Annotated in this window: 18 protein-coding genes; 14 read left to right on the top strand and 4 right to left on the bottom strand. The window is 70.9% G+C overall.

The genetic code is table 11. From position 1 onward, the window contains the following. A partial coding sequence (locus AC3A5R_RS21855) for a N,N-dimethylformamidase beta subunit family domain-containing protein (RefSeq protein WP_487622885.1) occupies nucleotides 1–3404 on the bottom strand: 3404 nt, incomplete at its 3' end. Nucleotides 3405–3902: 498 nt separating this feature from the next. Between AC3A5R_RS21855 and AC3A5R_RS21850 the strand changes: the two genes are divergently transcribed. The 4 genes from AC3A5R_RS21850 to AC3A5R_RS21835 all read left to right on the top strand — a co-directional run bounded on the left by AC3A5R_RS21850 (nucleotide 3903) and on the right by AC3A5R_RS21835 (nucleotide 7395). Next, nucleotides 3903–4592 (top strand): 50S ribosomal protein L25/general stress protein Ctc, encoded by a 690-nt coding sequence (locus tag AC3A5R_RS21850; protein ID WP_487622884.1) that lies wholly within the window; start codon nucleotides 3903–3905, stop codon nucleotides 4590–4592. 136 nt (nucleotides 4593–4728) lie between these two features. Continuing rightward, nucleotides 4729–5322, top strand: a complete 594-nt coding sequence (pth, locus tag AC3A5R_RS21845) for an aminoacyl-tRNA hydrolase (protein ID WP_487622883.1) — start codon at nucleotides 4729–4731, stop codon at nucleotides 5320–5322. A gap of 145 nt (nucleotides 5323–5467) precedes the next feature. After that, complete coding sequence (locus tag AC3A5R_RS21840; protein WP_487622882.1) at nucleotides 5468–6658, top strand: DegT/DnrJ/EryC1/StrS family aminotransferase; 1191 nt, start codon at nucleotides 5468–5470, stop codon at nucleotides 6656–6658. 5 nt (nucleotides 6659–6663) lie between these two features. After that, nucleotides 6664–7395, top strand: a complete 732-nt coding sequence (locus AC3A5R_RS21835) for an acyl-ACP--UDP-N- acetylglucosamine O-acyltransferase (RefSeq protein WP_487622881.1) — start codon at nucleotides 6664–6666, stop codon at nucleotides 7393–7395. Between the two features lie 48 nt (nucleotides 7396–7443). On the opposite strand, the gene AC3A5R_RS21830 is transcribed toward AC3A5R_RS21835, so the two are convergent. Next, nucleotides 7444–8427, bottom strand: coding sequence for a methionyl-tRNA formyltransferase (locus tag AC3A5R_RS21830; RefSeq protein WP_487622880.1), 984 nt, complete (start codon nucleotides 8425–8427; stop codon nucleotides 7444–7446). After that, the gene (locus tag AC3A5R_RS21825; protein ID WP_487622879.1) at nucleotides 8417–9463 is read right to left on the bottom strand and encodes a P-loop NTPase family protein; all 1047 of its coding nucleotides are present in this window, start codon (nucleotides 9461–9463) and stop codon (nucleotides 8417–8419) included. Before AC3A5R_RS21825 ends, AC3A5R_RS21830 begins: the two co-directional genes overlap by 11 nt. A gap of 288 nt (nucleotides 9464–9751) precedes the next feature. Here AC3A5R_RS21825 and AC3A5R_RS21820 point away from each other — a divergent pair, with 288 nt between their 5' ends. The 6 genes from AC3A5R_RS21820 (at nucleotide 9752) to AC3A5R_RS21795 (ending at nucleotide 16221) form a co-directional block, all read left to right on the top strand. Further along, nucleotides 9752–10813 carry a glycosyltransferase family 2 protein gene (locus tag AC3A5R_RS21820; RefSeq protein WP_487622878.1) on the top strand — a complete coding sequence of 354 codons (1062 nt, stop codon included), beginning with the start codon at nucleotides 9752–9754 and terminating at the stop codon, nucleotides 10811–10813. Between the two features lie 82 nt (nucleotides 10814–10895). Beyond that, entirely contained in the window at nucleotides 10896–11885 is a 990-nt protein-coding gene (locus AC3A5R_RS21815) for a GHMP family kinase ATP-binding protein (protein WP_487622877.1), read from the top strand. Nucleotides 11886–11941: 56 nt separating this feature from the next. Next, nucleotides 11942–12988: a Gfo/Idh/MocA family protein gene (locus AC3A5R_RS21810; protein ID WP_487622876.1), complete on the top strand. Its 1047-nt coding sequence runs from the start codon at nucleotides 11942–11944 to the stop codon at nucleotides 12986–12988. Next, nucleotides 12985–13947, top strand: a complete 963-nt coding sequence (locus AC3A5R_RS21805; RefSeq protein ID WP_487622875.1) for an SDR family NAD(P)-dependent oxidoreductase — start codon at nucleotides 12985–12987, stop codon at nucleotides 13945–13947. The genes AC3A5R_RS21810 and AC3A5R_RS21805 overlap by 4 nt, the downstream gene beginning before the upstream one ends. Before the next feature lie 8 nt (nucleotides 13948–13955). Beyond that, on the top strand, nucleotides 13956–15083 hold the full coding sequence (locus tag AC3A5R_RS21800; RefSeq protein WP_487622874.1) for a DegT/DnrJ/EryC1/StrS family aminotransferase: 1128 nt from the start codon (nucleotides 13956–13958) through the stop codon (nucleotides 15081–15083). A gap of 19 nt (nucleotides 15084–15102) precedes the next feature. Beyond that, the gene (locus AC3A5R_RS21795) at nucleotides 15103–16221 is read left to right on the top strand and encodes a DegT/DnrJ/EryC1/StrS family aminotransferase (RefSeq protein WP_487622873.1); all 1119 of its coding nucleotides are present in this window, start codon (nucleotides 15103–15105) and stop codon (nucleotides 16219–16221) included. Nucleotides 16222–16224: 3 nt separating this feature from the next. Here the strand turns inward: AC3A5R_RS21795 and AC3A5R_RS21790 are convergent, their stop codons facing one another. Beyond that, the gene (locus AC3A5R_RS21790; protein WP_487622872.1) at nucleotides 16225–17742 is read right to left on the bottom strand and encodes a lipopolysaccharide biosynthesis protein; all 1518 of its coding nucleotides are present in this window, start codon (nucleotides 17740–17742) and stop codon (nucleotides 16225–16227) included. A gap of 356 nt (nucleotides 17743–18098) precedes the next feature. On the opposite strand from AC3A5R_RS21790, the gene AC3A5R_RS21785 reads away from it, so the two are divergent. The 4 genes from AC3A5R_RS21785 (at nucleotide 18099) to asnB (ending at nucleotide 24066) form a co-directional block, all read left to right on the top strand. Then, nucleotides 18099–19307 (top strand): glycosyltransferase, encoded by a 1209-nt coding sequence (locus AC3A5R_RS21785; protein WP_487622871.1) that lies wholly within the window; start codon nucleotides 18099–18101, stop codon nucleotides 19305–19307. Between the two features lie 235 nt (nucleotides 19308–19542). Further along, nucleotides 19543–20865 carry a nucleotide sugar dehydrogenase gene (locus AC3A5R_RS21780; RefSeq protein ID WP_487622870.1) on the top strand — a complete coding sequence of 441 codons (1323 nt, stop codon included), beginning with the start codon at nucleotides 19543–19545 and terminating at the stop codon, nucleotides 20863–20865. Continuing rightward, on the top strand, nucleotides 20862–22151 hold the full coding sequence (locus AC3A5R_RS21775) for a glycosyltransferase family 4 protein (RefSeq protein WP_487622869.1): 1290 nt from the start codon (nucleotides 20862–20864) through the stop codon (nucleotides 22149–22151). The genes AC3A5R_RS21780 and AC3A5R_RS21775 overlap by 4 nt, the downstream gene beginning before the upstream one ends. 1 nt (nucleotide 22152) lies before the next feature. After that, on the top strand, nucleotides 22153–24066 hold the full coding sequence (asnB, locus tag AC3A5R_RS21770) for an asparagine synthase (glutamine-hydrolyzing) (RefSeq protein WP_487622868.1): 1914 nt from the start codon (nucleotides 22153–22155) through the stop codon (nucleotides 24064–24066). Nucleotides 24067–24092 lie beyond the last annotated feature (26 nt).

Genomic DNA, 24092 nt, shown 5'->3' with positions numbered 1-24092 from the left:
GCGCTGCCGCCGTTGGCCGGGGCGGTCCAGGACACGGTGGCCTGCTTGTCCCCGGCGGTGGCGGTGACGCCGGTGGGCGCCGCGGGCGCGGCCGGCGCTCCGCTCGTCGTGGAGAAGACGACGTCGACGTAGTAGCCCTCGGACTGGTACGTCAGGTTCGGGAAGCCGCTCGAGGTGCCGTAGCGGTAGACGCCGTTGCCGCCGCTGACGCCGTCCTTCAAGGCGTGCAGGGGTGGGCTGTCGACGCCCGCGCTGAAGTAGAACGAGTCGGCGGCGTAGTGGCCGCTCGGCGCGAAGAACGAGGCGACGTAGACCGTCCCCGCCGTGACGGACACGGGCGCGGCGAAGGTGACTTGCTGCCAGCCGGTCGCGGTCTCGTTGGTGAAGGTCGCCGATGCCAGCTTGGTGCCTGTCGAGGTCCACAGGTTGCCTACGTGGGTGCCGGTGTTTGCGGCGCCCTTGTAGAACCGGATGCCGCTGATCTGGCCGTTGACGTCGGAGGTGAACTTCGTTCCGAGCTCGGTCGGGTTCGTGTCGCCCTGGTCCGTGGTGCTCGGTACCGTCGAGGCGGGCCAGATCGTGCACGGCGTGCACGAGACCGCCTGCGGGGTCACGGGGCTGGAGGCCGCGGAGTCGGGTCCGGTGCCGATCGCGTTCGTGGCCGAGACCTTGAAGGTGTACGTCGTGCCGTTGGTCAGACCGGTGACCGCGACGGTCGAGTCCGGCGGGTTGCCGGTGACCCTGACGGTGGTCTGCGCCGTCGTGCCGACGTACGGGGTGACGGTGTAGCTGGTGATCGGGCTCCCGCCGTCCGGCGGCACTGCCCAGCTCACCTGCGCCGACGCGTTGCCCGGCGTCGCGGTGACGCTCGTCGGAGCGGCCGGGGCGGTGCCCGGGCCCGTGTTCGTGTTGAACAGCACGTCCACCCAGTAGTTGGTCGCCTCATCGGTCTGCGTCGGGAAGGCGCTGCTGGCAGCGTTCAGGAAGACCCCGTTGGTCGTCCCGTTGACGTTGCGCAAGGCGTGCAGTGGCGGGCTGTCCACCCATCCGCTGGCGTAGGGGCCGGGCGAGGGCGGGGGATAGAGGTAGTACTGGTCCGCCGCCGTGTGTCCTCGGGGCGCGTAGTACGACGCGACGTAGGTGACGTTGGCGTTGATTGCGACCGGGCTGGCGAAGGTCACCTGCTGCCACCCCGAGGCGGTCTCGTTGGTGAAGGTCGCAGTGGCCAGCTTGGTGCCAGTCGAGCTCCACAGGTTCCCGACGTGGGTTCCGGTGTTGGCCGTGGACTTGTAGAAGCGGATGCCGGAGACGAAGCCCGAGGCCTCGGACCGGAACTTGATGCCGACCTCGGTCGCCGTCGCGCTCCCTGAGTCGCTCACGCCTGGCGTGGCCGCGACGCCCCAGATCGAGCACGTGCAGCCCACGGTGACCGGCACACCCGCCGAAGGCGTCTCGAGGTTGCCGCTGTCGTCGACCGCCCGGCTCCTGATCGTCGTGCTCGGGCTGCCGTGCGCCACCCAGCTGTAGCTCCAGCTCGTCGTCCCCGTCGCGGGGTGCCACGTGACGCCCTTGTCGGTCGAGACCTCGACTCCCGCGACGACCCCGCCGGTGTCGGCGGCCGTGCCGGAGATCGTGATCCGTCCGCCGTCGCCCAGGTTCGAACCACTCGTCGGGCTGGTGATCGTCGACGTCGGGGCGGTCGTGTCGGTGGAGGCCGTGGCCGTGGACAAGCCGCTGATCACGGCGTACGGCTGGGCCCCCATGTCCGCGAAGAGGTTGACGGTCGCCTGCTGCATGTCGACGTCAGGTGTCGACCCGGGGTCGCCCAGGCCCCAGGACCACTGCACGGTGCCAGCGCCGAAGACGAGGGCGCCGCTCGCGGCGCGGTACATCGTCAGGTTGTGGGTCGCGGTCTGGGCCGACTGCGTCGTGCCTCCGTAGTCGGTGAAGATCTCGGCGCTCGTCGACGTGGTGGACGACAGCCGGAACAGGCCGGCCGGGCGGAAGCCGTTGTCGGGGTCCATGTCCCACTCGTAGCCCAGGGTCCCGTTGCCGGCACCGAGGGTGGCGGTCTGGCCGTTGCCGAGCCTCGCCACCGCGGTGTTGCGCCAGAGCCGGAGCTTCGAGTACTGCGACGGAACCTTGATGTCGGTCGTACCGGAGTTGACGAGGAACAGCTGACCCGTCAACGCGTTCTGTGGGTTGCCGCCGTCGGCGGGAGGGCTGAACCGCGGGTCCTGCCACGTGCCGGTCCACGTCGGCGGGTCCTGCGGGTCGGTGGGGGCGTTGTAGTGCGTCTCCTTGTAGCAGACGAGGGTGCGGTTGGCCGAGTTCGTGCCGTCGATGCTGTTCTGGAAGCGCGTCTTCCAGAACACCTCGTTGCCGCTGAAGAAGGCGAGGTTGACCCCGGCGTCGCGGGCCGCCTCGACGTTGGCGCGCTGGGTGCCCGACCAGTACTCGTCGTGCCCCACGGACAGGAACACCTTGTGGTTGCGCAGCAGGGCCCCACCCGCTGCCGTCCCCGTGTCGACGCCGCTGCTGTAGGCGAGGTCGTAGCCGTTGGCCTCGAGGAAGCGGATCATCGGGTACTCGGAGTACATCAGCCAGCTGCGGCCTTGGTCGTCCAGCGCCGTGTGCCAGGGCCGGTTGTACGAGACCATCGATGCGCCCTTGTACACGTCCGGGCTACCCGGCGGGCAGTTGGCGGCACACGTGTAGAGGCTGTTGCCCCCGTAGGTGTTGTAGGCCTGCCACGTCTGGTCGGACGTCTGGACCAGCAGGTCCGAGTGGCTCGCGTCGTTGCGCACGACGAACGGGATGAGGCTCGCACCGTTCGTGTCGTTGCGGACCAGCCGGGCCAGGTAGACGCCCGACACGGCGGTGGACGGTACCGTCCACGAGCCCGACGCCGCCCAGTTGCCGCAGTCGACGAGACCCGTGGTGGCCTGCGTGAGGCAGGACGGCTGCGTCTGGGGAAGCATCGCCGACGGGAGCACGTTGGGTGCCACCAGACGGGCGCCGTTGCCCTGGTAGTAGCCCATCCGGTAGATGTCGATGTGGTAGGCGCGGGCCGGGGTGCTCACCTTGAACGTCACGGTCTCGCCGACATTGACGCTCATCGACGTGGCGAACCCCTGGATCGTCGAGTCGCCGGCGCCACTGACCTGCCACGTGCTCGGCGCGGTACCCGGCTGGGTGTTCTCGCACGCGATGACATTGACCACCGGCGGGCCGCACGGGCCGGCGCCGGCGGCCGGGCCGGCCGGCACAGTGACGATGGCGGCGAGCGCGCCGACGAGGCAGGCGATGACGAGCGCGGCGGTGCGGCGCAGGCGGTGTCGGGCATGCTGCCCCGCTCCCCGCATGAGCAGAAGCGACCGGTCGATCCGACCCGATGAGAGCATTGCTACCGCCTTCACCCTCCGGCGCAGCGCGCGCCAGCCCACCCTTGTCGGCGCATGGTGCGCGGCCCGGGCCCCCACCTCGTCGGTCGCTGCGCCGGTTCGAGCGTAGAACGCGTCCAGCCCGCGTCGACCGCGTATCCGTTATGTCCGCCGTGCCGCTCCGGAGCCCGGGTCGCTCGGGACGACACGCGCGTCGACGGTGGCCGGCTCGTGCGGGGGATGGGGGACCGGTGCGACAGATTTCGTGCGGGGCGCACTGTCCACTAAGATCGAGAAGTTGCCTCGGCGAGGGACGGTGCACGGCTGCGAGAGCAGGACGTGCCGAGGTCCGTGATCGACGCGGTGGCCTGACGTGGAGCTCTCCTCGGTCGGGTTCGCCTCTGCGTGCGTACCTCACCGACCCTCTGCTCCGTCACCACCGAACCACCGCGCGTCGTCCCGCGTCGAGGCCGCCACATCATCGCTCGTCCCACGACCCCCGAGAAAACAGGAGTCCCCGTGTCCTCCGACATCACCAAGCTCGTCGCCAGCAAGCGCACGGAGTTCGGCAAGGGCGCTGCCCGCAAGATCCGCCGCTCCGGCAACATTCCCGCCGTCATCTACGGCCACGGCACCGAGCCGGTCCACATCTCCCTGCCGGGCCACGACACCATGCTCGCGCTCAAGCACGTCAACGCCCTGCTGACGATCGTCGTCGAGGGCGACGAGCAGCTCGCGCTCGCCAAGGACGTCCAGCGCGACCCGATCAAGCCGGTCATCGAGCACGTCGACCTCGTCGTCGTCCGCCGCGGCGAGAAGGTCACCGTCGACGTCCCCGTCCACCTCGAGGGCGAGGCCGCCCCCGAGACCGTCGTCACGCTCGACCACACCACGCTGCAGCTGCTCGTGGCCGCGACCGACATCCCCGAGAACGTCACCGTCTCGGTCGAGGGCCTCGAGGCCGGCACCCAGGTGCTCGCCGGCGCCGTCGAGCTGCCCTCGGGCGCCGAGCTCGTCACCGACGCCGAGGCGCTCGTCGTCAATGTCACGCAGGCCGTGTCCGCCGAGGCCCTCGAGGCCGAGCTCGCCGAGGCCGAGGCCGAGGCCGGCATCGAGCGCGAGGAGCACGAGGAGCCCGCCGAGGGCGAGGCCGCCGAGGGCGAGTCCGCCGAGGGCGCCGAGGCGAAGGCCGAGGGCGACGAGGCCTGAGCCTCTCTCCACCCGCGTCCACGGGCCTCGTCCGAGCCATCGCTCGGCGGGGCCCGTGTGTGCGTCCGGGGTCACCGAGCCCACGGGGCCTTGTACGCACCCACCCGCAGCACAGACCGACAGGATCGAAGACCTCATGGACACCTGGCTCGTCGTCGGGCTCGGAAACCCCGGCCCTGCCTACGCCGGCAACCGGCACAACGTCGGGGCAATGGCGCTCGACGAGCTCGCCCTACGGGCCGTCGGCGGCCGCGCGGTCCTCAAGTCGCACAAGGCCGGCCGCGCCGCCGTCGCCGAGGCGCGGCTGCGCGTCGGTGGCCCCAAGGTCGTGCTCGCCGTGCCGACGACGTACATGAACGAGTCGGGCTCCCCGGTCGCCGGCTTGTCCAAGTACTACGGCGTGCCGCCCGAGCGGCTGGTCGTCCTGCACGACGAGCTCGACATCGAGGCGGGTCTCGTGCGGCTCAAGCTCGGCGGGGGAGAGGGCGGCCACAACGGCCTCCGCTCGATCTCGCGCTCGCTCGGGACGCGCGACTACCTCCGCGTCCGGCTCGGCATCGGCCGACCCCCGGGCCGTCAGGACCCGGCTGACTTCGTCCTCAAGGACTTCTCGAAGGTTGAGCGCACCGAGGTGGTGCCCTTCCTCGTCGACGAGGGTGCCGATGCCGCCGAGGCCCTCATCGAGATCGGCCTGCTCGACGCCCAGCAGCGCTTCCACTCGCCGCGCTGAGGCGGCGCCCCCGGAATCGGCAATAGCGCCGTCGGCGCCGCCGGCTCGTGTCAGTCTGTTGGGCGTCAGGCCCGTCGTCGGGCGGTGGCGGCGCGTCGGCCGGAGGAGGGCCGGTGCCCCTGGTGGTGGGACCGGAGGGGTGTGCATGACCACGACAGGATCAGTCCGTCGTCCGGTGTGGCAGGGACGCGAGATCGCCATGGCCAGGCCGTGGTTCGACGAGCGCGAGGTCGTTGCGGCCGCTGCGGCAGTGCAGTCCGGCCTGACGGAACACGGTGCCCGAGTCGCGGAGTTCGAGGAGACGGTCGCAGCCCTGGTGCAGTCGCCCTGCGCAGTCGCCGTGTCGAGCGGCCCGGCAGCCCTGCACCTCGGCCTCGTCGCGCACGGCGTCGGGCCGGGTGACGACGTCGTCGTCCCGTCCCTGGCGTCCGTCGCGACGGCCCACGCGGTCCGGCACGTCGGAGCGAGGCCGGTGTTCGCCGACGTCGACCCCCGCCACCACAACCTCACGGCCGGGACGGTCGAGGCCGCACTGACCCCCGCGACGGTAGCCGTCATCGTGGTCGACCAGTACGGCACGCCGGCAGAGCTGGAGCCGATCCGCTCACTCGTCAGCGGGCGCGGGATCGCCCTGGTGGAGGACGCTGCGTGCGCCCTCGGGAGCGTCCGGGGCGGACGACCGGTCGGCGCGGGGAGCGACTTCGCCGCCTTCTCCTTCCGCCGGGGCTCGATCCTCGTGACCGGTGAGGGCGGGATGGTCGCCACCACGGACCCCGCGCTCGCCGAGCGGCTGCGACGTCTGCGGCGGCACGGCATGAGCGGTGTCGCCCGCGAGCACCACTCGGAGCATCGCCGGGGGGCAGAGCACTGCGTCGAGACCGGTTACAACTACAGCCTCACCGAGATCCAGGCCGCGATCGGGATCGTGCAGGCCTCCAAGCTCCAGTCCATGGTCGAACGACGCCGGGACCTCGCGCGGCGCTACCAGGAGCTCCTCGCAGACGTCCCGGGACTAGTCATGGCGACCGATCCCGACTGCGGACGGGCGAACCACCAGGCGTTCTGGGTGATGCTGCCGGACGACTTCCCCGTATCGAGGGACGACCTGCTCAGGGTCTTCGAGCGCCACGGAATCAGCGCATGGCGCGGAATCGCTTGTGCCCACGAGGAACCCGCGTTCAATGACCTCGAACCGGTGAGCCTGCCGGTGTCGGAGCGGGTCGCGCGGCAGTCGGTCCGGCTACCGATGTTCCACGCGCTGACCGAGGACGACCAGGGACGGGTCGCGGAGGTGGTCCGTGACGCCGGGTCCGACCCTCGCGGGCTCCTGGACTGACGTCCATGTCCTCCGACGCGTCGACGCGGGTGTCGACATCCGCGTTCGTCGGACCGGGCGTCGAGCTCGGCGTCGGCGTCTCGGTCGGGCCGTTCGCGGTGCTGGTGGGGCCGACACGCATCGGCGACCACGTGCGCATCGGACCCGGCGCCCACGTGGGAGGGGCTCCCGAGATCGCGTCGGTGCGCCAGAACGACGCCTGGGACGGGGATCTGGACCACCACGAGGTGAGCATCGGCAGCCACAGCGTCCTGCGCGACCACGTGGTCGTCCACCACGGGAGCGTCCGGCCCACGACGATCGGCGCCGGATGCCAGATCTTCAGCCGCGCGTACGTGGCGCACGACGTGCACGTCGGTGACGGCGTCACCCTCTCGGCCGGCGTCAGTCTGGGCGGCCACGTGACGGTTCGTGCCCGGGCGAACCTCGGGCTGAACGTCAGCGTCCACCAACGTCGGGTCGTGGGCGGTCTGGCGATGGTCGGCATGGGAACACCTGTGGTCCGCGACGTCCCGCCCTTCGCCACCGTCTACGGGGTGCCGGCACGAGTCCATGGCGTCAACCGGTTCGGCATGGAGCGGGCTGGGCACGACGAGGCGGAGATCCAAGCGGTTGCGCAGCTCCTCCTCTCCGGGGTCGCGCCGCGTGTGGACGGGGTGCTGTCCGCCGCTGTCCGAGCCGAGCTGGACTGGTGGTCCGGTCTGCCCGGACGCATCCGGATGCCGTCCGCGACGTGAGCAGGAGGCGCCACCGGATGGGCCGTCACAGCGCTCCCACGGTCGGCGTCACTGGGGTGTGACTCCCGACGCGAGGTCGGCGACGCGGGTGCGCAGCGTCGCGATCTCGTCCAGCAGGTCACCCGTTCGAAGCCCGAGCGTCTGGCGCGTGCTGTTCAGCACGGCGGCGGCAGGGCGTGTCTCACCGCGTGCGCTGACCGTCCTGATGCGAAGGACGCCGTCCCCGGTCAGGACGTCGCTCCAGCCATCGGTCCTCGACCACTCCACGACGCGACCCGGGACGCGTCCGGCGAAGACCTTGCCCGTCGGGGAGGGCTCCGCCTCGAGGACCGAGACCCGCTCCAGGCCGAGGAACGTGAATGCCTCGGGGTAGGGCGGCCCCAGTGCCCGGACCAACGCGTCCACGTCGCGCGTCGACGCCGACCAGTCGATCTCCCCGTCGGCAGGCAAGCGGGTGCAGCCGTACGTCGCCTGCGACTCGTTCTGCGGGTCCCCGAGGTCGCCGGAGAGCCGGCGGTCCACCGCTGCCGGCAGGATGTCCGCCTGGACGTCGTTGAGACGGTCGTAGAGGGTGCCCACGGTGTCGCGCGGCTCGATGGGCACGCACACCTGCGCCAGCACGCCGCCGGCGTCGAGTCCAGGCGCGATCGAGTGCACGGTCACGGCGGCCTGCCGCTCGTGGTTGATGATCGCCCAGTTCACGTTGGCCCGTCCTCGGTACCGCGGCAGAGGTGAGTAGTGAACGTTCACGAAGGGGCACACGGCAAGGACATCGGCGGAGAGGACCCGGTTGTAGGACGAGACGACGACGCAGTCGGGACGCTGGGACGCGACGAGGGCGGCAAGATCCGAAGGGGCCGCGACCGGGAACACGGGAACGCCGGAGCGCGCTGCATGCGCCGCGACGTCGTCGTCCTGGTCTCGCACGAGCCCGGTCACCTCGTAGCGCGACACGAGGCTGTCAAGAGCTGCCAGGGCCGTGGGCCCGAAGCCGACCAGCAGGACCCGGGGCGCAGCAGGGCTAGAGCTCATCGAGGAACTCCAGGTCGAACGGCGTGCGGTCGGCGGGTGGCGTCAGCAGCACGGCGGCGACCTTGAGGCCTCCTGCCTGCAGCCGAACGACCGCCTCAGGACCCGGCTGGTCCGGGAGGATCGCCATGTGCCCGGCGGCGGGGCCGGCCGGTGGCCAGTAGCGCACTCCCGCCGCGTCCAGGCGGTCTCGGTCGAGGTCCCCCCAGAACTGAACCACCACGGCCCCCGGCCACGCGGTTGCGACTCTCTCGACCTCCGCTGCGTCCAGGACCGACGACCCCGTCGGCGTACGTGAGACCAGGACGAAGTCAGGATCGAACTCCTCGTCGACGGTGAGGAGCGAGGTGGTCGAGCGGACCGTGGCCCCGGCGGCCGACAGGCCGGCTTCGAGGTACGCCGTGAACGGGTTGTCGCAGGCCACGAGGACCCGGGTGTGGCGCACGGAGGTGCCGGCGTCGAAGAGCAGCTTCGTCGCCATCGTGCCGAGGTAGGAGAAGACGTCGACCAGGGGATGGCGCTCGTTCGTGCCGGCAACCCGGATGCCTCGGTCCAAGGCCTCATCGAGTGCCAGGTCGAAGCGCCCCGCCTGGATCTCCCAGGCCTCGAACATCAGGGGGATGACCGCGCTCGACGGCATCAGGCGCACCAGTTCCCGGTCGATCGGCCTCAGGTGGCCGCTGTTCGTCACCACGTCGGCGTGCGTGACCACGGACGCCGGCCGGTCGGAGCGTATCTCGATGCGATCGAGGACCCCCGCCTCGGCGGCGAGCTCACGGGTCTGCCGGACCACCTCGTCCACCGAGCCGTATCGCGTGGGCCGCGTGAAGGCGTAGACGTGCTCGGCCCCGGCCAGAGCGGCAATGACCGGCGTGACGACGTAGGCGCCGGTCGCGGCCTCCGTCACGACGACGGCGCCGTCCAGGTCGATCCGCATGTCGGCGACGGACCGCCGGGCGAGGCGGACCAGTCGCCCAGGGTCCATGCCCGGCACGGTCGCCGCACGCCGCAGCTCGCGGGCTGCCTCGGCAGCTGTCATCCTCGTCCACCTCGTCTCTCCGCGATCATTCTGGCCATCGACTCCGGGGACTGTCCGCCGAATCCTCGAACGCTCGGAGCCGGGCCGGTGACGTCGCGGGATCGTCGCGCCGGCCTTGGCGGAAACCCCGACAGGCCTCCGGAAGTCGTGTTCAATCGAGGTCACTGGCCGGGCGCGACGTGGGGAACCGTCCACACTCGACGTGGATGGGCGTCGCGGCCCCGGCGATCAGGGCGACCTGGGGGTGGGCGGCATGACGGCGCTGTCACGTGGGGCGGTGAAGCAGCGATGAGCACGGTGAGCGTGTTCATCCCCTGCTACCGGTACGGGCACTTCCTGGAGGAGGCTGTGCGCAGTGTCCTCGACGACCAGCCGGGCGTCGACGTGCGGGTCCTCATCATCGACGACGCCTCGCCGGACGACAGCGCAGCAGTGGCGAAGGAGATCGCCTCGCGCCGACCCGAGGTCGAGGTCGCGGTGCACGACTCCAACCGGGGGAACATCGCGACCTTCAACGAAGGGCTCGAGTGGGCCGACGGGGACTACTGCATGCTGCTGTCGGCCGACGACCGCGCGACCCCCGGAGCCCTGGGCCGAGCCAGGGACCTGCTGGATGCCCACCCTCAGGTGGGCTTCGTCTACGGCCGGCCCCTCTGGGTCGCCGACGGGGCGCCACTGCCGCGTGCCCGGACGAGGGTCCGTGGCTGGTCGGTGTGGTCAGGGCAGGACTGGCTCCGACACCGGTTCGAGCAGGCGGAGAACAACATCACGTCACCCGAGGTCGTCATGCGCACGTGCACCCGGAGGCGCGTGGGCGGCTTCGACCCGGACCTGCCCAAGACGGCTGACATGGACCTCTTCATGCGCCTGGCCACCGTCAGCGGCGTGGGCTTCCTCAAAGGAGTGGACCAGGCCTACTACCGTCTGCACACCGAGAACATGAGGAAGTCCGTCAGCATGGCGACGGACCTGGACCAGCGCAGGTTCGTCTTCGAGCTGCTGCTGCGTCGTCATGGCGAGGTCCTCGAGTCCCCGGACGAGCTCTCTGCCCTGGTGCACCGCCAGCTCGGCCACGAGGCGCTCTGGGCGGCCGGGCGGGTCTACGACCGTGGATGGCTGCGACGGACCGAGATCGCTCGCCGGCTCATGGGCGGCGGCGGACCGGAGGAGGAGGACGTCGACGCGCTCCTGTCCTTTGCGGTCGAGTGCTGGCCGGCTGCCGAACAGGCGGCCGTGTACCGCGCCATCACCGCCGGGCGCCCCCTGGGACCCGTGGAGCTGCAGTTCCTCGTCAACCAGAAGGCGCGGTGGTGGCTTCGCCGGCAGTCGTGGAAGTACCGCGGGGCGTGACTGCGGTGGCACCGACGCGGACGCGAGGGGCTGCGGGCGCTCGACGTCCGCACCCGACGACAGGGAAGGGCCGGTCCAGGTCATGATCATCACGCAGACACCGCTACGGGTAGGCCTCGTCGGGGGCGGGACCGACCTACCGGACTACTACCGAGAGCACGGCGGTCGGGTGCTCAACGCCGCCATCGACAAGTACGTCTTCGTCGTGGTGAAGCAACGGTTCGACGACGACATCTACGTCAACTACTCGACGAAGGAGATCGTGTCGCGGGTCGAGGACCTCCAGCACGAGCTGGTCCGGGAGGCCTTGCACATGACCGGAGTTCGCGGCGGCGTGGAGATCACCACGCTGGCCGACATCCCATCGGCGGGCTCCGGGCTGGGATCCTCCTCGGCCGTGACGGTGGGGCTGCTCCACGCGCTCTTCACCTACCAGGGGCGCCAGCTCACGGCGGACGAGCTGGCCGACCGTGCCTGCGCGATCGAGATCGACCGCTGCCGCAAGCCCATCGGCAAGCAGGACCAGTACGCGGCGGCGTACGGCGGCATCTGCGACCTCGAGTTCGGCCCCGGCGACCGGGTGACCGTCAACCAGCTCGCGCTCTCCGCCGACCGTCGACGCAGGGTCCAGGACGAGCTGATGCTCTTCTACACGGGCACGACGCGCCAGGCGAACGACATCCTGGGGGAGCAGCGGGCCAACATCTCCAACAAGCTCCCCCAGCTCGCGCAGCTGCGCGAGCTCGCGGGCCAGGCCGCGGACGGGCTGCGCGAGGGCGACATCGAGGCCCTGGGGATCGCGCTCAACAAGAGCTGGGCCGCCAAGCGCGAGCTCGCGAGCGGTGTCTCGACGAGCGAGATCGAGCAGGCCGTCGACGCGGCCGTGGGGGCCGGCGCCACGGGTGCCAAGGTGACCGGCGCCGGGGGAGGCGGCTTCCTGCTCGTCGTCTGTCCGCTCGAGCGGCAGCGCTCCGTCCGCGAGGCCCTCGCCCACATGCGCGAGCTGCCCATCAAGATCGACCCCCACGGCTCGCGGGTCATCTTCAACGTGCACCACGACATCTGGAGCTGACGGGCGTTTTCATGAACCCGCCTGACACCGAAGGATCCGGAGCTAGCCTGCTTGACATGACCACAGCCATGGGGATGGCGGTCGTGGGGGCAGGGTACTGGGGGCCGAACCTGGTTCGGAACGCGATGGCTACGCCGTCGCTGCATCTGCGCTGGCTCTGCGACCTCGACGAGGATCGGGCGCGTCGCGTCCTCGGGCCCTACTCGACCGTCAAGACCACGAACTCCTACGACGACGTCCTCAGCGACCCGGACGTCCACGCGGTCGCCATCGCCACACCGGCCGCCACCCACTTCCCGCTCGCGATGGCGGCCCTCGACGCCGGCAAGCACGTGCTCGTCGAGAAGCCCCTCACGTCGGCGCTCGCCGACGCGGAGAAGCTCGTGCAGGCCGCCGCGGACCGCGGCCTCGTGCTCATGTGCGACCACACGTACTGCTACACGCCCGCCGTGCAGGAGCTGCAGCGGCTCGTGCACAGCGGCGAGGTGGGCGACGTGCAGTTCGTCGACTCGGTGCGGATCAACCTCGGCCTGGTGCAGCCCGACGTCAACGTCCTCTGGGACCTGGCGCCGCACGACATCTCCATCCTGGACTACCTTCTGCCACCGGGAGTTTCGGTGGTCGCAGTGGCTGCCCTCGGATCGGACCCCATCGGGCACGGCCTCGCCTGCGTCGCCTACCTGACGCTCAGGCTCTCGACCGGCGCCCTCGCGCACGTGCACGTCAACTGGCTCAGTCCGGTGAAGATCCGCACGATGGTCATCGGTGGTTCGCACCGGACCGTCGTCTGGGACGACCTCAACCCGAGCCAACGGCTGTGCGTCTACGACCGGGGCGTCGAGAGGACCGGGTTCGAGGATCTCGGGGCCGACGATCGCAAGCAGGTCCGGATCTCCTACCGGACCGGCGACATGGTGGCCCCGGCCCTGCGCGAGCAGGAGGCACTGCGGTCGATGGTGGCCGAGTTCGCCGCGTCCGTCACCGAGGGCCGGCCCCCGGCGACAGACGGATCGGCCGGTCTTCGCGTCATGCGCATCCTGGAGGCCGCCGAACGGAGCTTCCTGCTCGACGGCGCGTTCGTCGACGTGGGAGGAGTTGCATGATCAGGGGGAGCGTCTGCCTGGTGACCGGCGGCGCGGGCACGATCGGCTCCACGATCGTCGACCAGCTCGTCGACGCCGGCGCCGCGGAGGTCCGCGTGCTCGACAACTTCGTCCGGGGCCGCAAGGACAACCTGGCGCAGGGCCTGGCCTCGGGACGGGTCGAGGTCGTCGAGGGCGACATCCGTGACAGGGCGACGGTGCGCGACGTGTCCGAGGGCGTCGACGTCCTGTTCCACCAGGCCGCGATCCGCATCACCCAGTGCGCGCAGGAACCGCGACTGGCCCTGGAGGTGCTCGCCGACGGGACGTTCAACGTGCTGGAGGCCGCAGTCGAGGCCAAGGTGCGCAAGGTGGTGGCCGCGTCCTCGGCGTCGGTGTACGGACTCGCGTCGGAGTTCCCCACCACCGAGGCGGCGGCGCCGTGGGCCAACGACACCTTCTACGGGGCGGCCAAGGTCTTCAACGAGGGGATGCTCCGGAGCTTCCACGCGATGTACGGGCTCGACTACGTGGCCCTGCGGTACTTCAACGTCTACGGCCCGCGCATGGACATCCACGGTCTCTACACCGAGGTGCTCATCCGCTGGATGGAGCGGATCGAGGCCGGTGAGCCGCCGGTCATTCTCGGGGACGGCCGGCAGACGATGGACTTCGTCTTCACCACCGACATCGCCAGGGCCAACCTGCTGGCCGCCGAGTCCGACGTCACCGACGTGGTCCTCAACATCGGCACGGGGGTCGAGACGAGCCTCTCCGGCCTGGCCCAGGGTCTGCTCGACGCCATGGGCGCAGACCTCCACGTCGAGTTCGGCCCCGAGCGCGCCGTCAACGGCGTCACCCGCCGGCTGGCCTCCATCGAGGCGGCGCAGCGGCGCATCGGCTGGGAGCCGACCGTCGGGCTGGAGGACGGCCTTCGGCAGCTGGCCCACTGGTGGCGGGCGGAGCGCGGGCGCGCATGATCCCGGTCATGAGGCCGTGGCTCGGCGAGGAGGAGGCGCGCGCGGCCGCCGACGCGATCCGTTCGGGCTGGGTCGCGCAGGGGCCGCGCGTGGCCGAGTTCGAGACACGCTTCGCCGCCCGCGTGGGTGCCGCGCACGGCGTCGCCGTGTCGTCGTGCACCACGGCGCTGCACCTGGCGCTGCACCTGCTGGGGGTCGGAGCCGGCGACGAGGTCGTCGTGCCGTCCTTCTCGTTCGTTGCCACGGCGAACTGCGCCGTGTACGTCGGGGCGCGTCCCGTGTTCGCCGACGTCGAGCACGAGGACGGCAACCTCAGCGTCCGGACCGTCGAGCCCGTGCTGACGAAGCGGACGAAGGCCGTCATCGTCGTGCACCAGGGCGGCATGCCGGCCGACGTGGAGCCGCTGCGCCGCCTCTGCGACGACCGCGGCATCGCACTCGTGGAGGACGCCGCGTGCGCGGCGGGGTCCCGCTACCACGACGCGCCGGTGGGTGCGGGAGCGCACCTGGCGGCGTGGTCGTTCCACCCGCGCAAGCTCCTCACGACCGGCGAGGGCGGCATGCTCACGACGACCGAAGCCTCGATCGCCGAACGGGCCCGACGCCTGCGCGAGCACGGCATGAACATGAGTGCGGCCGCACGCCACGCCAGCAGCCAGCCATTCATCGAGAGCTACCTCGAGGTCGGGTTCAACTACCGGATGACCGACATCCAGGCGGCGGTGGGGTTGGTGCAGCTCGACAAGCTGGACGCCATGGTGCGCCGGCGGCGCGCGCTCGCGTCCCTTTACGCGTCGATGCTCGCCGACGTCCCCGGCGTGCGGCCGGTGGGGGACCCCGCGTGGGGCGAGACGAACTTCCAGTCCTTCTGGGTCGAGCTCGACGAGGACTACCCATTGACGCGCAACGAGCTGCTCGCCGTCCTGGCCGCCGACGGCGTCTCCGCACGGGCCGGCATCATGGCCGCGCATCGACAGCCTGCGTACGCCGGTCACTCTCACGCCACGCTGCCGACGACCGAGCGCCTCACCGACAACACTCTGATCCTGCCGCTCTTCCACGCGATGCAGGAGCGCGAGCAGGCGGTCGTGGTCGGGGCCATCCGGCGGGCCGCGGGTCTGGCGCAGATCGCATGACCTGTCGAGGAGGCCCTTGATGCAGACCATTCCGCTCGTCGACCTGTCGCTGCAGCACGCACGCATCGCCGAAGAGGTGACAGCCGGGTTCGAGGAGGTCCTCGACACGGGGGACTACGTCGGCGGCAAGGCGGTGGCCGCCTTCGAGCAGGAGTACGCACACTTCGTCGGCGCGCGCGCGTGCGTCGGCGTCGCCAACGGCACGGACGCCCTGGAGATGGCGCTGCGCGCCGTCGGCGTCTCGGTGGGCGATGAGGTCCTCGTCCCGGCCAACTCCTTCATCGCGACGGCCGAGGCCGTCGTGCGGCTCGGGGCGCGGCCCGTGTTCGTCGACGTGGACGACGACGCCCTGCTGATGGATCCCGCTGTCGTGGAGGCGGCGCTCACGGACCGGACGCGGGCCGTCGTCCCCGTGGACCTCTTCGGGCAGGTCGCGCCCTTCGAGCAGCTCCCGTCGGGCCTGGCCGACCGGCACGTCGCCGTCGTCGAGGACGCCGCGCAGGCGCAGGGCGCGACCCGTCACGGGAAGTACGCGGGCACCTACGGCCGCGCAGCCGGCACGAGCTTCTACCCCGGCAAGAACCTCGGCGCCTACGGTGACGCGGGGGCCGTCACGACCGACGACGACGAGCTGGCCGAGCGTGTGCGGCTCATGGGCGCCCACGGCAGCATGGTGAAGTACGAGCACACGCGCGTGGGCTTCAACTCCCGCCTCGACACGCTGCAGGCCGTGGTGCTCCGGGCCAAGCTGCGATGGCTGCACGCGTGGAACGCCGAACGCCGTCAGGCGGCCGCCGTGTACGACAGCCTCCTGTCCGACGTCCCGGGCGTGCGGCTGCCGAGCACCCTCGCGGGCAACGAGCACGTCTGGCACCTCTACGTCGTGCGCGTCCCGCACCGGGACGCCGTGCTGCAGGTCCTGCGCGACCGTGGCGTGGGCGCGGGTGTGCACTACCCGGTGCCGCTGCACCTGACGCCGGCCATGGCGCCGTTCGGACACGGGCCCGGAAGCCTTCCGGTGAGTGAGGCCGCCGCGGGACGGATCCTGTCGCTGCCCCTGTTCCCCGGCATCACGGCAGAGCAGCAGAGGCGCGTTGCCGCAACGCTCCGCGAGGCGCTGGACGGCCTGGCAGGTTGACGTTCAGCGGGTGCTCGCCGGAGCCATCCGCAGCAGCCGCTCCAGCCTCTCGGCGTACCTCGCCGGCACGGGCATGACCCCCAGCGCGTCACCGATGACCGCGGCCGCCATCACGCGCAGGAGCACGAGGTAGGTGACGACGGTGGCTGCGCCGGCGATCGCCAGGGCCGGCAGTGGCGCGGCGACGCCTGACACGGCCCTGAGCATCAGTACGCCGAGCAGCATGGTGGCCGTCGCAGGAAGCGCGAGGACGAGGAAGGGACGTGCGACGGCCCGCGGGGACAGGTCAAGCTGCTTGGCCACGAGGAGCCAGCGACCGACCGTGGCGAGCGCGGCGACCCCGACGAAACCGACCGCGACGCCCGTCGGACCCCAGTGCACCGCGACGGCGGTGGTTCCCACGGTGGCACCGTCGACGAGGAGGGCGTAGCCGAGCCAGGTTCCCGGCCGGCCGAGCCCGTAGAACAGGCCCTGGTCGAGCATGGCCCCCAACGTGATGATGCCGGCGACCGCCAGCGCCTGCGTCGGCTGGATGCTCGCCGTCCACTGCTCTCCGAAGAGCAGGGGCACCGACAGCGGTGCGGTGACGACGATGAGGATCATCAAGGGTGAGACCACGGCATAGGCGACGCCCAGTGCCTTGAGGTACTTCACCCGCAGTACGTCGGCGGACTCGCGCAACCGAGCGAAGACGACGGTCGAGACGGGGATGAGGGGCGCGGCACTGAGGTCGAGGGCGACGCCCACCAGGCGCTGCCCGACGTTGAGCAGGCCCAGGGCCGTAGGCCCGAGGCTGACGGTGATGATCCAGCTCTCGGCCCACATCCGCCCCGTGGCCGCCAGGTCCGCGCTCGACACCCGGAGGCCGAACACCGACATCTGCCGGAACAGGCTGGGGGAGAGCGTCATCGAGGGAACCCATCGGGTGCTTCGCCACGACATCAGGGCGATCACCCACTGCGTGACGACCACCTGGGTCACCAGCGCCCAGACGCCCGCGCCCAGCAGCGCCATGGCGATGGCGACAACCTGGGCCAGCATTGCCGCCACCGCAGCCTGGATCGCGACGACGCGGAACGCCATCGCGCGCTTGAGGAGCGCCAGGGGAACCGCGCCCAGCACGGTGGGCACGATGGCCAGCACGAGCATCCGCAGGACCGGGGTGAGCTCGGGAGTCCGGAACATCGCGGCGACCAGGGGTGCCCCCGCCAGCAGCCCGAGGGAGAGCACCGCCCCGGCGGCCATCGACGACCAGAACGCGGTGCTCAGGCTGCGTGGGTCGACCGCGTCCGCCTGCATCAGGTAGGTGGAGAAGCCCATGTCCGCGAGCAGGTAGACCATGGGGATGACGGCCATGGCGGCGGCGACCACCCCGAAGCCCTGGGGTGAGACGGCGCGCGTCAGCACCACCAGGGTGACGAAGCCGGTGAGCCGGGCCACCCACTTCTGGGCGGCCATCCACAGGACGCCCGACGCGACTTCGCCGCCCGGTGCGGGTGCATCCCGTTGGCTGTCGCTCATGACCTCGGACTCTCCGGCTCTCGTCGCACTCTCGAATTGCGGCCGGCTCGAGTGGCCGTTTCGCGCCTCTTCGCGGTCGAAGAGGGCCGCACCCGAAACCGACGCTGCGGCGACTCCAACGTTAGGTCATCGACGGTTCGCGGTGGTGTTGTTCGAGATAAGCAGAGAATGTCCGCAATGGTCGCTCGGAGAGGGCCGGCTTTTTGCCTCCTGCCGGTTTCTCCGGCCGCTACGCTGGCCGCATCGTGGGGTGGACCGGCCTTGACGGAGGCCGGGTCGGGGGCGCCCCCGTGGGTGGCGAGGTGAGCGGTCCGTCGCCCTTCCTCACGCTCGGACCCGTGACGAGGTGGCGCCCGATGAAGATCCTCCTGTCGTCGTACCAGTGCCTGCCCGACCAGGGCAGCGAGCTCGGCAACGGCTGGCACTGGGCCCGTGCGCTCGCGGACTGCGGGCACGACGTGACGGTCCTGACGCAGCCGAGCCACCTCATGGAGGCGGCGGCCCACCCGGGCATCGAGTTCCTCCACGTGGGGACGCCGCAGCCCGCCCTGCTCCGGCTGTCCTCGACGGTGGGCAACACCCAGCACTACCTGCGTTGGCAGGACGCCGCTCTCCGCTACCTCGAGGCCAGGCCGCAGCGGTACGACGTGATCCACCACGTCTCCTGGGGCTCGTTGCACCTCGGCAGCAGGCTGTGGCAGCTGCCGACCCCCCTCGTGTATGGCCCCATCGGTGGCGGACAGACGGCGCCCGGCGACTACCGCGGCTACTTCGCCGGGGCCTGGTCCTCCGAGCTGCTGAGGACCGCCCTGACCGGCCCTCTCCTCGCGGTCAATCGGCGTAGCCGCAGCACGATCCGCAACGCGGCGCTCACGCTGGTGACCAACTCCGCGACCGCGGATGCCTGCATTCGCCTCGGCGCGGCCGACGTCAGGTACATGCTGGCCGAAGGGCTGCCCACCGACTGGCTCGGCATGCCGAGGTCCCGACCGGACGGCACTCCCACCGTCCTGTGGGTCGGCAGGATGATGCCGCGCAAGGCGCCGCTGCTTGCGCTCCAGGCCTTCGAGGAGCTACGTCGGTCCGTCCCCGCCCGGCTGGTGATGGCGGGCGACGGGCCGCTGCTCGACCGGGTCCGGGCCGCGGTGCAGGAGCGGGGGCTGGGCGAGGAGGTGAGCCTGCCGGGGCGCGTCCCGTGGTCGGAGATCAAGGGCCTCTACGACACGGCCGGCGTGTTTCTGTTCACCTCGCTGCGCGACTCCTCGGGCTCGCAGTTCCTCGAGTCGCTGGGTCGGGGGCTGCCCGCGGTCGCGCTGGACCACCACGGGATCGGGGACCTCGACGTCGGCCCGGCAGCGGTCAAGGTGCCCTTGCCGCCGGTGCCGGACGAGCTGCCCGGGCGTCTGGCCGACGCCCTGCGGACGGTCCTGACCGGCAGCAACTGGGACGAGCGCAGCGCCGCCGGAGTGCGGTGGGCGGCCGGTCACGTGTGGCCGGCGAAGGCGGCAGAGGCAAGTCGCCTGTACGAGCACGTGGTGCGCACGGCCCCGCAGCTCGCCTCGTGATCCGGGCATTCTGCGCGACTCGCTCGAAATGCCGCGGAGCCGCTCCAGTCATGCATAAGGGATTCGTCTTCATATGAAATGACAATGACGACGAAGTATTCCGGTGCGTCGACGTCAGGGCGCTTTCCGCCACCAGTTACTCGGCCATTTCCGCACCTTCGGCGCCATTCCCGACTAACACTAGGACCACGACCTGGGGGGGTCGCTTTTCAAGCCGGATGGAGGGCTGGCGCCAATGCGAATCATTGTGCTCGGACTCGGCTACGTCGGGACCATCACTGCCGCTGGACTTGCCTCGAAGGGGCACGACGTCGTCGGGATCGACGTGGACGAGTCGAAGGTCGAGGGCATCCGCCACGGACTGAGTCCCGTGGTCGAGCCCGGCATCGGCGACCTCGTCGCCGACGGCGTCGCGAGCGGTCGGCTCCAGGCCGCCACCGACATCGCAGCGGTGCTGGACGGAGCCGACGTCACTCTCGTGTGCGTCGGAACCCCGTCCACCGCGCGGGGAGGTACCGACCTGGCCTTCCTGACGCGTGCCCTGGCCGACCTTCGCGACGCGATGGCGTCGGCCCGCCCACCCGCGTCGGGGCACCACAGCGTCGTGGTCCGCTCGACGGTGCCCCCCGGAACGGGACACTCGGTGGTGGCGCCCCTGTTCGAGCCGGAGCGGCTGCCCGCCGGCTGGGCCGTCGGGACGGCGATGTGCCCGGAGTTCCTCCGGGAGGGCTCGGGGGTCGCCGACTTCTACGACCCGCCCTTCGTCGTGGTGGGCACCGAGGACGACCGTACGCGAGGCGAGCTCACCGAGCTGTTCGCCTTCCTGGGCCGAGAGATCCACCACGTCGACGTGCCCACGGCGGAGGCCCTCAAGTACGCGTGCAACGCGTTCCACGCGGTGAAGATCACCTTCGCCAACGAGGTCGGTCGCCTCTTCCACGAGTTCGGGGTGGACTCGCGGCAGGTCATGCAGATCTTCTGCGAGGACGACAAGCTCAACCTGTCGGCCGCCTACCTGCGGCCCGGCTTCGCGTTCGGGGGGTCCTGCCTGCCCAAGGACCTGCGCGCCCTGCAGGACCTCGCCCGCCTTGCAGCGGTGGATATCCCGATGATCAGCGCGACCACCGTGAGCAACGAGCTCGTGATCCGGCACGTCGTCGACCGGGTGCTTGCGACGGGCCTCACCCACGTGTGTCTGCTCGGGCTCAGCTTCAAGTCGGACACCGACGACGTCCGCGAGAGCCCGAGCCTGGAGCTCGCGGAGCGTTTCGTCGGCAAGGGCCTCGAGGTGCGGATCTACGACCCGATCGTCAATCCCGACCTGCTCGTGGGAGCCAACCTGCGACACCTGCAGAGCCGGCTGACCCACGTCAACCGGTTGCTCGCGGCGTCGCCCGACGATGCGCTCAGCACGGCAGACATCGCCATCGTGACCTCGACCGACCCCGGCACGCTGACGGCTCTGCTGGAGCACGCGCCCCAGGTCGTCCTCGACATGAGCGGCCGGCTCGGCGACCGGGTCGAGCACCTGCCCGGGTACGAGGGAGTCAGCTGGTGACGACCCGTCCGCCGGAGGCGCTGCGCCGTCCTCGCGTCCTCGTCATCGTGCAGAACCTGCCCGTGCCGTTCGACCGGCGGGTGTGGCTCGAGTGCCAGACGCTGACCCGGGCCGGCTACGACGTCACGGTCGTCTGTCCCACGGGGGAGGGCACGGTGGCCGAGCAGGTGGTGGACGGCGTCCGCATCGTCGCCTACCCGGCCTACGCGCCCGGCGGGTCGTCCCTCAGCTACCTCCTCGAGTACGGCTACTCCTTCCAGGCGACGGCGCGTCTGGCGCTCCGGGAGCGGAGGACCGGCCGCTTCGACGTCGTGCAGGCCTGCAACCCGCCGGACATCTTCTGGCCCCTGACCCGGTGGCTCAGGCTGCGCGACGGCACCCGGTTCGTCTTCGACCATCACGACCTGTGCCCGGAGCTGTTCCGGTCGCGGTTCCCGGACGGGCCGGGCCTGCTCCACCGTGGTCTGCTCTTCCTCGAGCGGCAGACGTTCCGGGCCGCCGACCGTGTCACGTCGACGAACGCCTCCTACGCGGAGGTCGCGCGCACCCGCGGAGGCAAGTCCTCGGACGAGGTCACCGTCGTGCGCACCGGGCCCGACCCTGAGCGACTCAAGCGACGGGAGCCGCGCCCCGAGCTGCGTCGTGGACGTCGACACCTCGTCGCCTACCTCGGCGTCATGGGGCCGCAGGACGGCGTCGACATCGCCCTTCGTGCCGCCGACGTCGTCGTCAACGGCCTGGGTCGACGCGACGTCACCTTCTGCCTCATGGGCTCGGGCGACATGCGTCCGAGCCTGCTGGCCGAACGCGACCGGCTCGGTCTGACCGAGTACGTCGACATGCCCGGTCGCGTCTCCGACGAGGTCATGGCCGAGGTCCTGTCCACGGCCGACCTCGGCCTGTGTCCCGACCCGCTCAACCCGTTGAACGACGTCAGCACGATGAACAAGACGATGGAGTACATGGCCTTCGAGCTCCCGGTCGTGGCGTTCGACCTCCGGGAGACGAAGGTGTCGGCGGGAGGCGCCGCCCGCTACGCGACGCCGAACTCGGTGGAGGACTTCGCCCGCACGGTCGTCGAGCTGCTCGACGACCCGGGAGCGCGGGCACGGATGGGACAGATGGGCCGCCGCCGCGTCGAGGAGCACCTCGCGTGGTCGCACCAGCAGGTCGGCTATCGGGCCGTCTTCGACGCGCTGGTCGGGCGGACGCGCGTGGAGCCGGCCGTCGTGGGTGGCTCCGTGCGACCAGAGGCCGTCGCGCGTCCCTCGGCCACGGGAGGCTGACGTGTGTGGCATCGCCGGCGCCTTCCAGCAGCCCGACGGGAAGGCCGTCGTCACGACGATGATCGAGCGTCTGGGTCACCGGGGGCCGGATGCGGGTGGCGTGCTGGAGCTCGTCACCCCCGACACGGCCGTCGTGCTGGGACACCGGCGGCTCTCGATCATCGACCTCTCCGAGGCCGCGGACCAGCCGTTCACCAAGGATGGCCTGACGCTGGCCTACAACGGCGAGATCTACAACCACGAGGACCTGCGTCGCGAGCTGCAGGGCCGCGGTGTCCGTTTCGTCACGCGGTCCGACACCGAGGTGGTCCTCGAGGCGTGGCGGGCCTGGGGCCCGGCGTCCCTGCCGCGGCTTCGGGGCATGTTCGCGTTCGCGATCCACGACGAGCACCTGGGAACCCTTGCGCTGGCGCGTGATCCGCTCGGGATCAAACCGCTCTACGTCATGAGCAGGGGCGAAGGTGTGCTCTTCGCCTCGGAGCTCAAGGCGATCATGACGGCCGTCGGTGCCGAGCTGTCCGTCAACCCCGCGGCGATGGTCGCCTCCGCCCTCTACTACTGGCTGCCCCAGGAGTACGACGCGCTGCGGGAGGTGCGCAAGCTGCCTCCCGGCTCGTGGCTGAGCTACGACCGGAACGGCACGGTCGCTTCAGGTACCTACTGGAGTGCACGCGACGAGGCGGCCCGGGCGGCGAGCGGACCTCGGGCCGACCTGCGGCAGGTGCTCACCGAGTCGGTGGAGGCGCATCTGGTCTCCGACGTGCCCGTCGCGTGCTTCCTCAGCGGCGGTCTCGACTCCAGCCTGATCGCAGCCCTGGCCCACCGGCGGGACCCGTCGATCGAGGCCTACACCATCGCCGTCCGACCCGAGGACCAGCGGCTCGAGGCCATGCCGGACGACGCTCCCTACGCCCGCCTGCTGGCCCGGCGGCTCGGGATGCGGCTGCACGAGATCGAGCTGCACCCCGACGTGGCGCAGATGCTTCCGCGCATGGTCGACGTGCTCGACGAGCCGATCGGCGACCCGGCCGCGATCAACACCGTCCTCATGTGCGAGGCGGCACGCAGACAGGGGGTCAAGGTGCTCCTGTCGGGGATGGGCGCGGACGAGCTGTTCGGGGGCTACCGCAAGCACTACGCGATGCTCCTGGCGGCTCGCTACCGACGGCTGCCGGACCTGCTGCGCTCCCGTCTCGTGTCTCCCGCGGTGGAGGCGCTGCCGGTCTCCGTGGCAGGCCGCGGGCTGCGAACGGTGCGGTGGGCGCAGCGGTTCGTGACCTTCGCCGGGCTGCCCGAGCAGGAGGCGTTCCGGCGCAGCTACACCCTCTACGACGGGGACGAGCTCGCGGGCCTGCTCGACCCGGGTCTCGCGGGCGACGTGGCCGACGTCCTCGAGCAGCACCGCGCCGTCTACGACGACAACGAGCTGACCGACGTGGTGGGCCGGATGTGCCTGGCCGACTCCCGGCTCTTCATGGCCGGGCTCAACCTCACCTACACCGACCGGGCGAGCATGGCCGCCTCGACAGAGGTGCGCGTGCCCTTCGTGGATCCCGTCGTCTTCGCCGCGGCGTTCTCGCTGCCGGCCTCGGACCGGATCCGCGGGCGCGTGCAGAAGGCGGCCCTGCGAGACGTCGCCCGGGAGTGGCTTCCTCCGGAGATCGTCGACCGGCCGAAGGCCAGCTTCGGTGCGCCGCTCCGGGCCTGGGTGGCCAAGGACCTGCGTGAGCTCGTCGACGACGTTCTGGTCGGGGGAGAGCTGGTCGAGTCGGGGTTCCTCCGCCGTGACCCGCTGCGCCGGCTCGTCGAGGACCAGCGCGCGGGGCGTCGCGACGAGGCCAAGCAGGTGTGGCAGCTGCTGACGCTCGAGCTGTGGTACCGCAACGCCCGAGCTGCCGGGGTAGACGCCGAATGACCGCAGCACCAGACGACTTCGTGGGG

The organism is Intrasporangium sp. Soil_C_50 (genome assembly GCF_057656595.1).
This window is presented reverse-complemented; position numbering and strand designations above follow the sequence as displayed.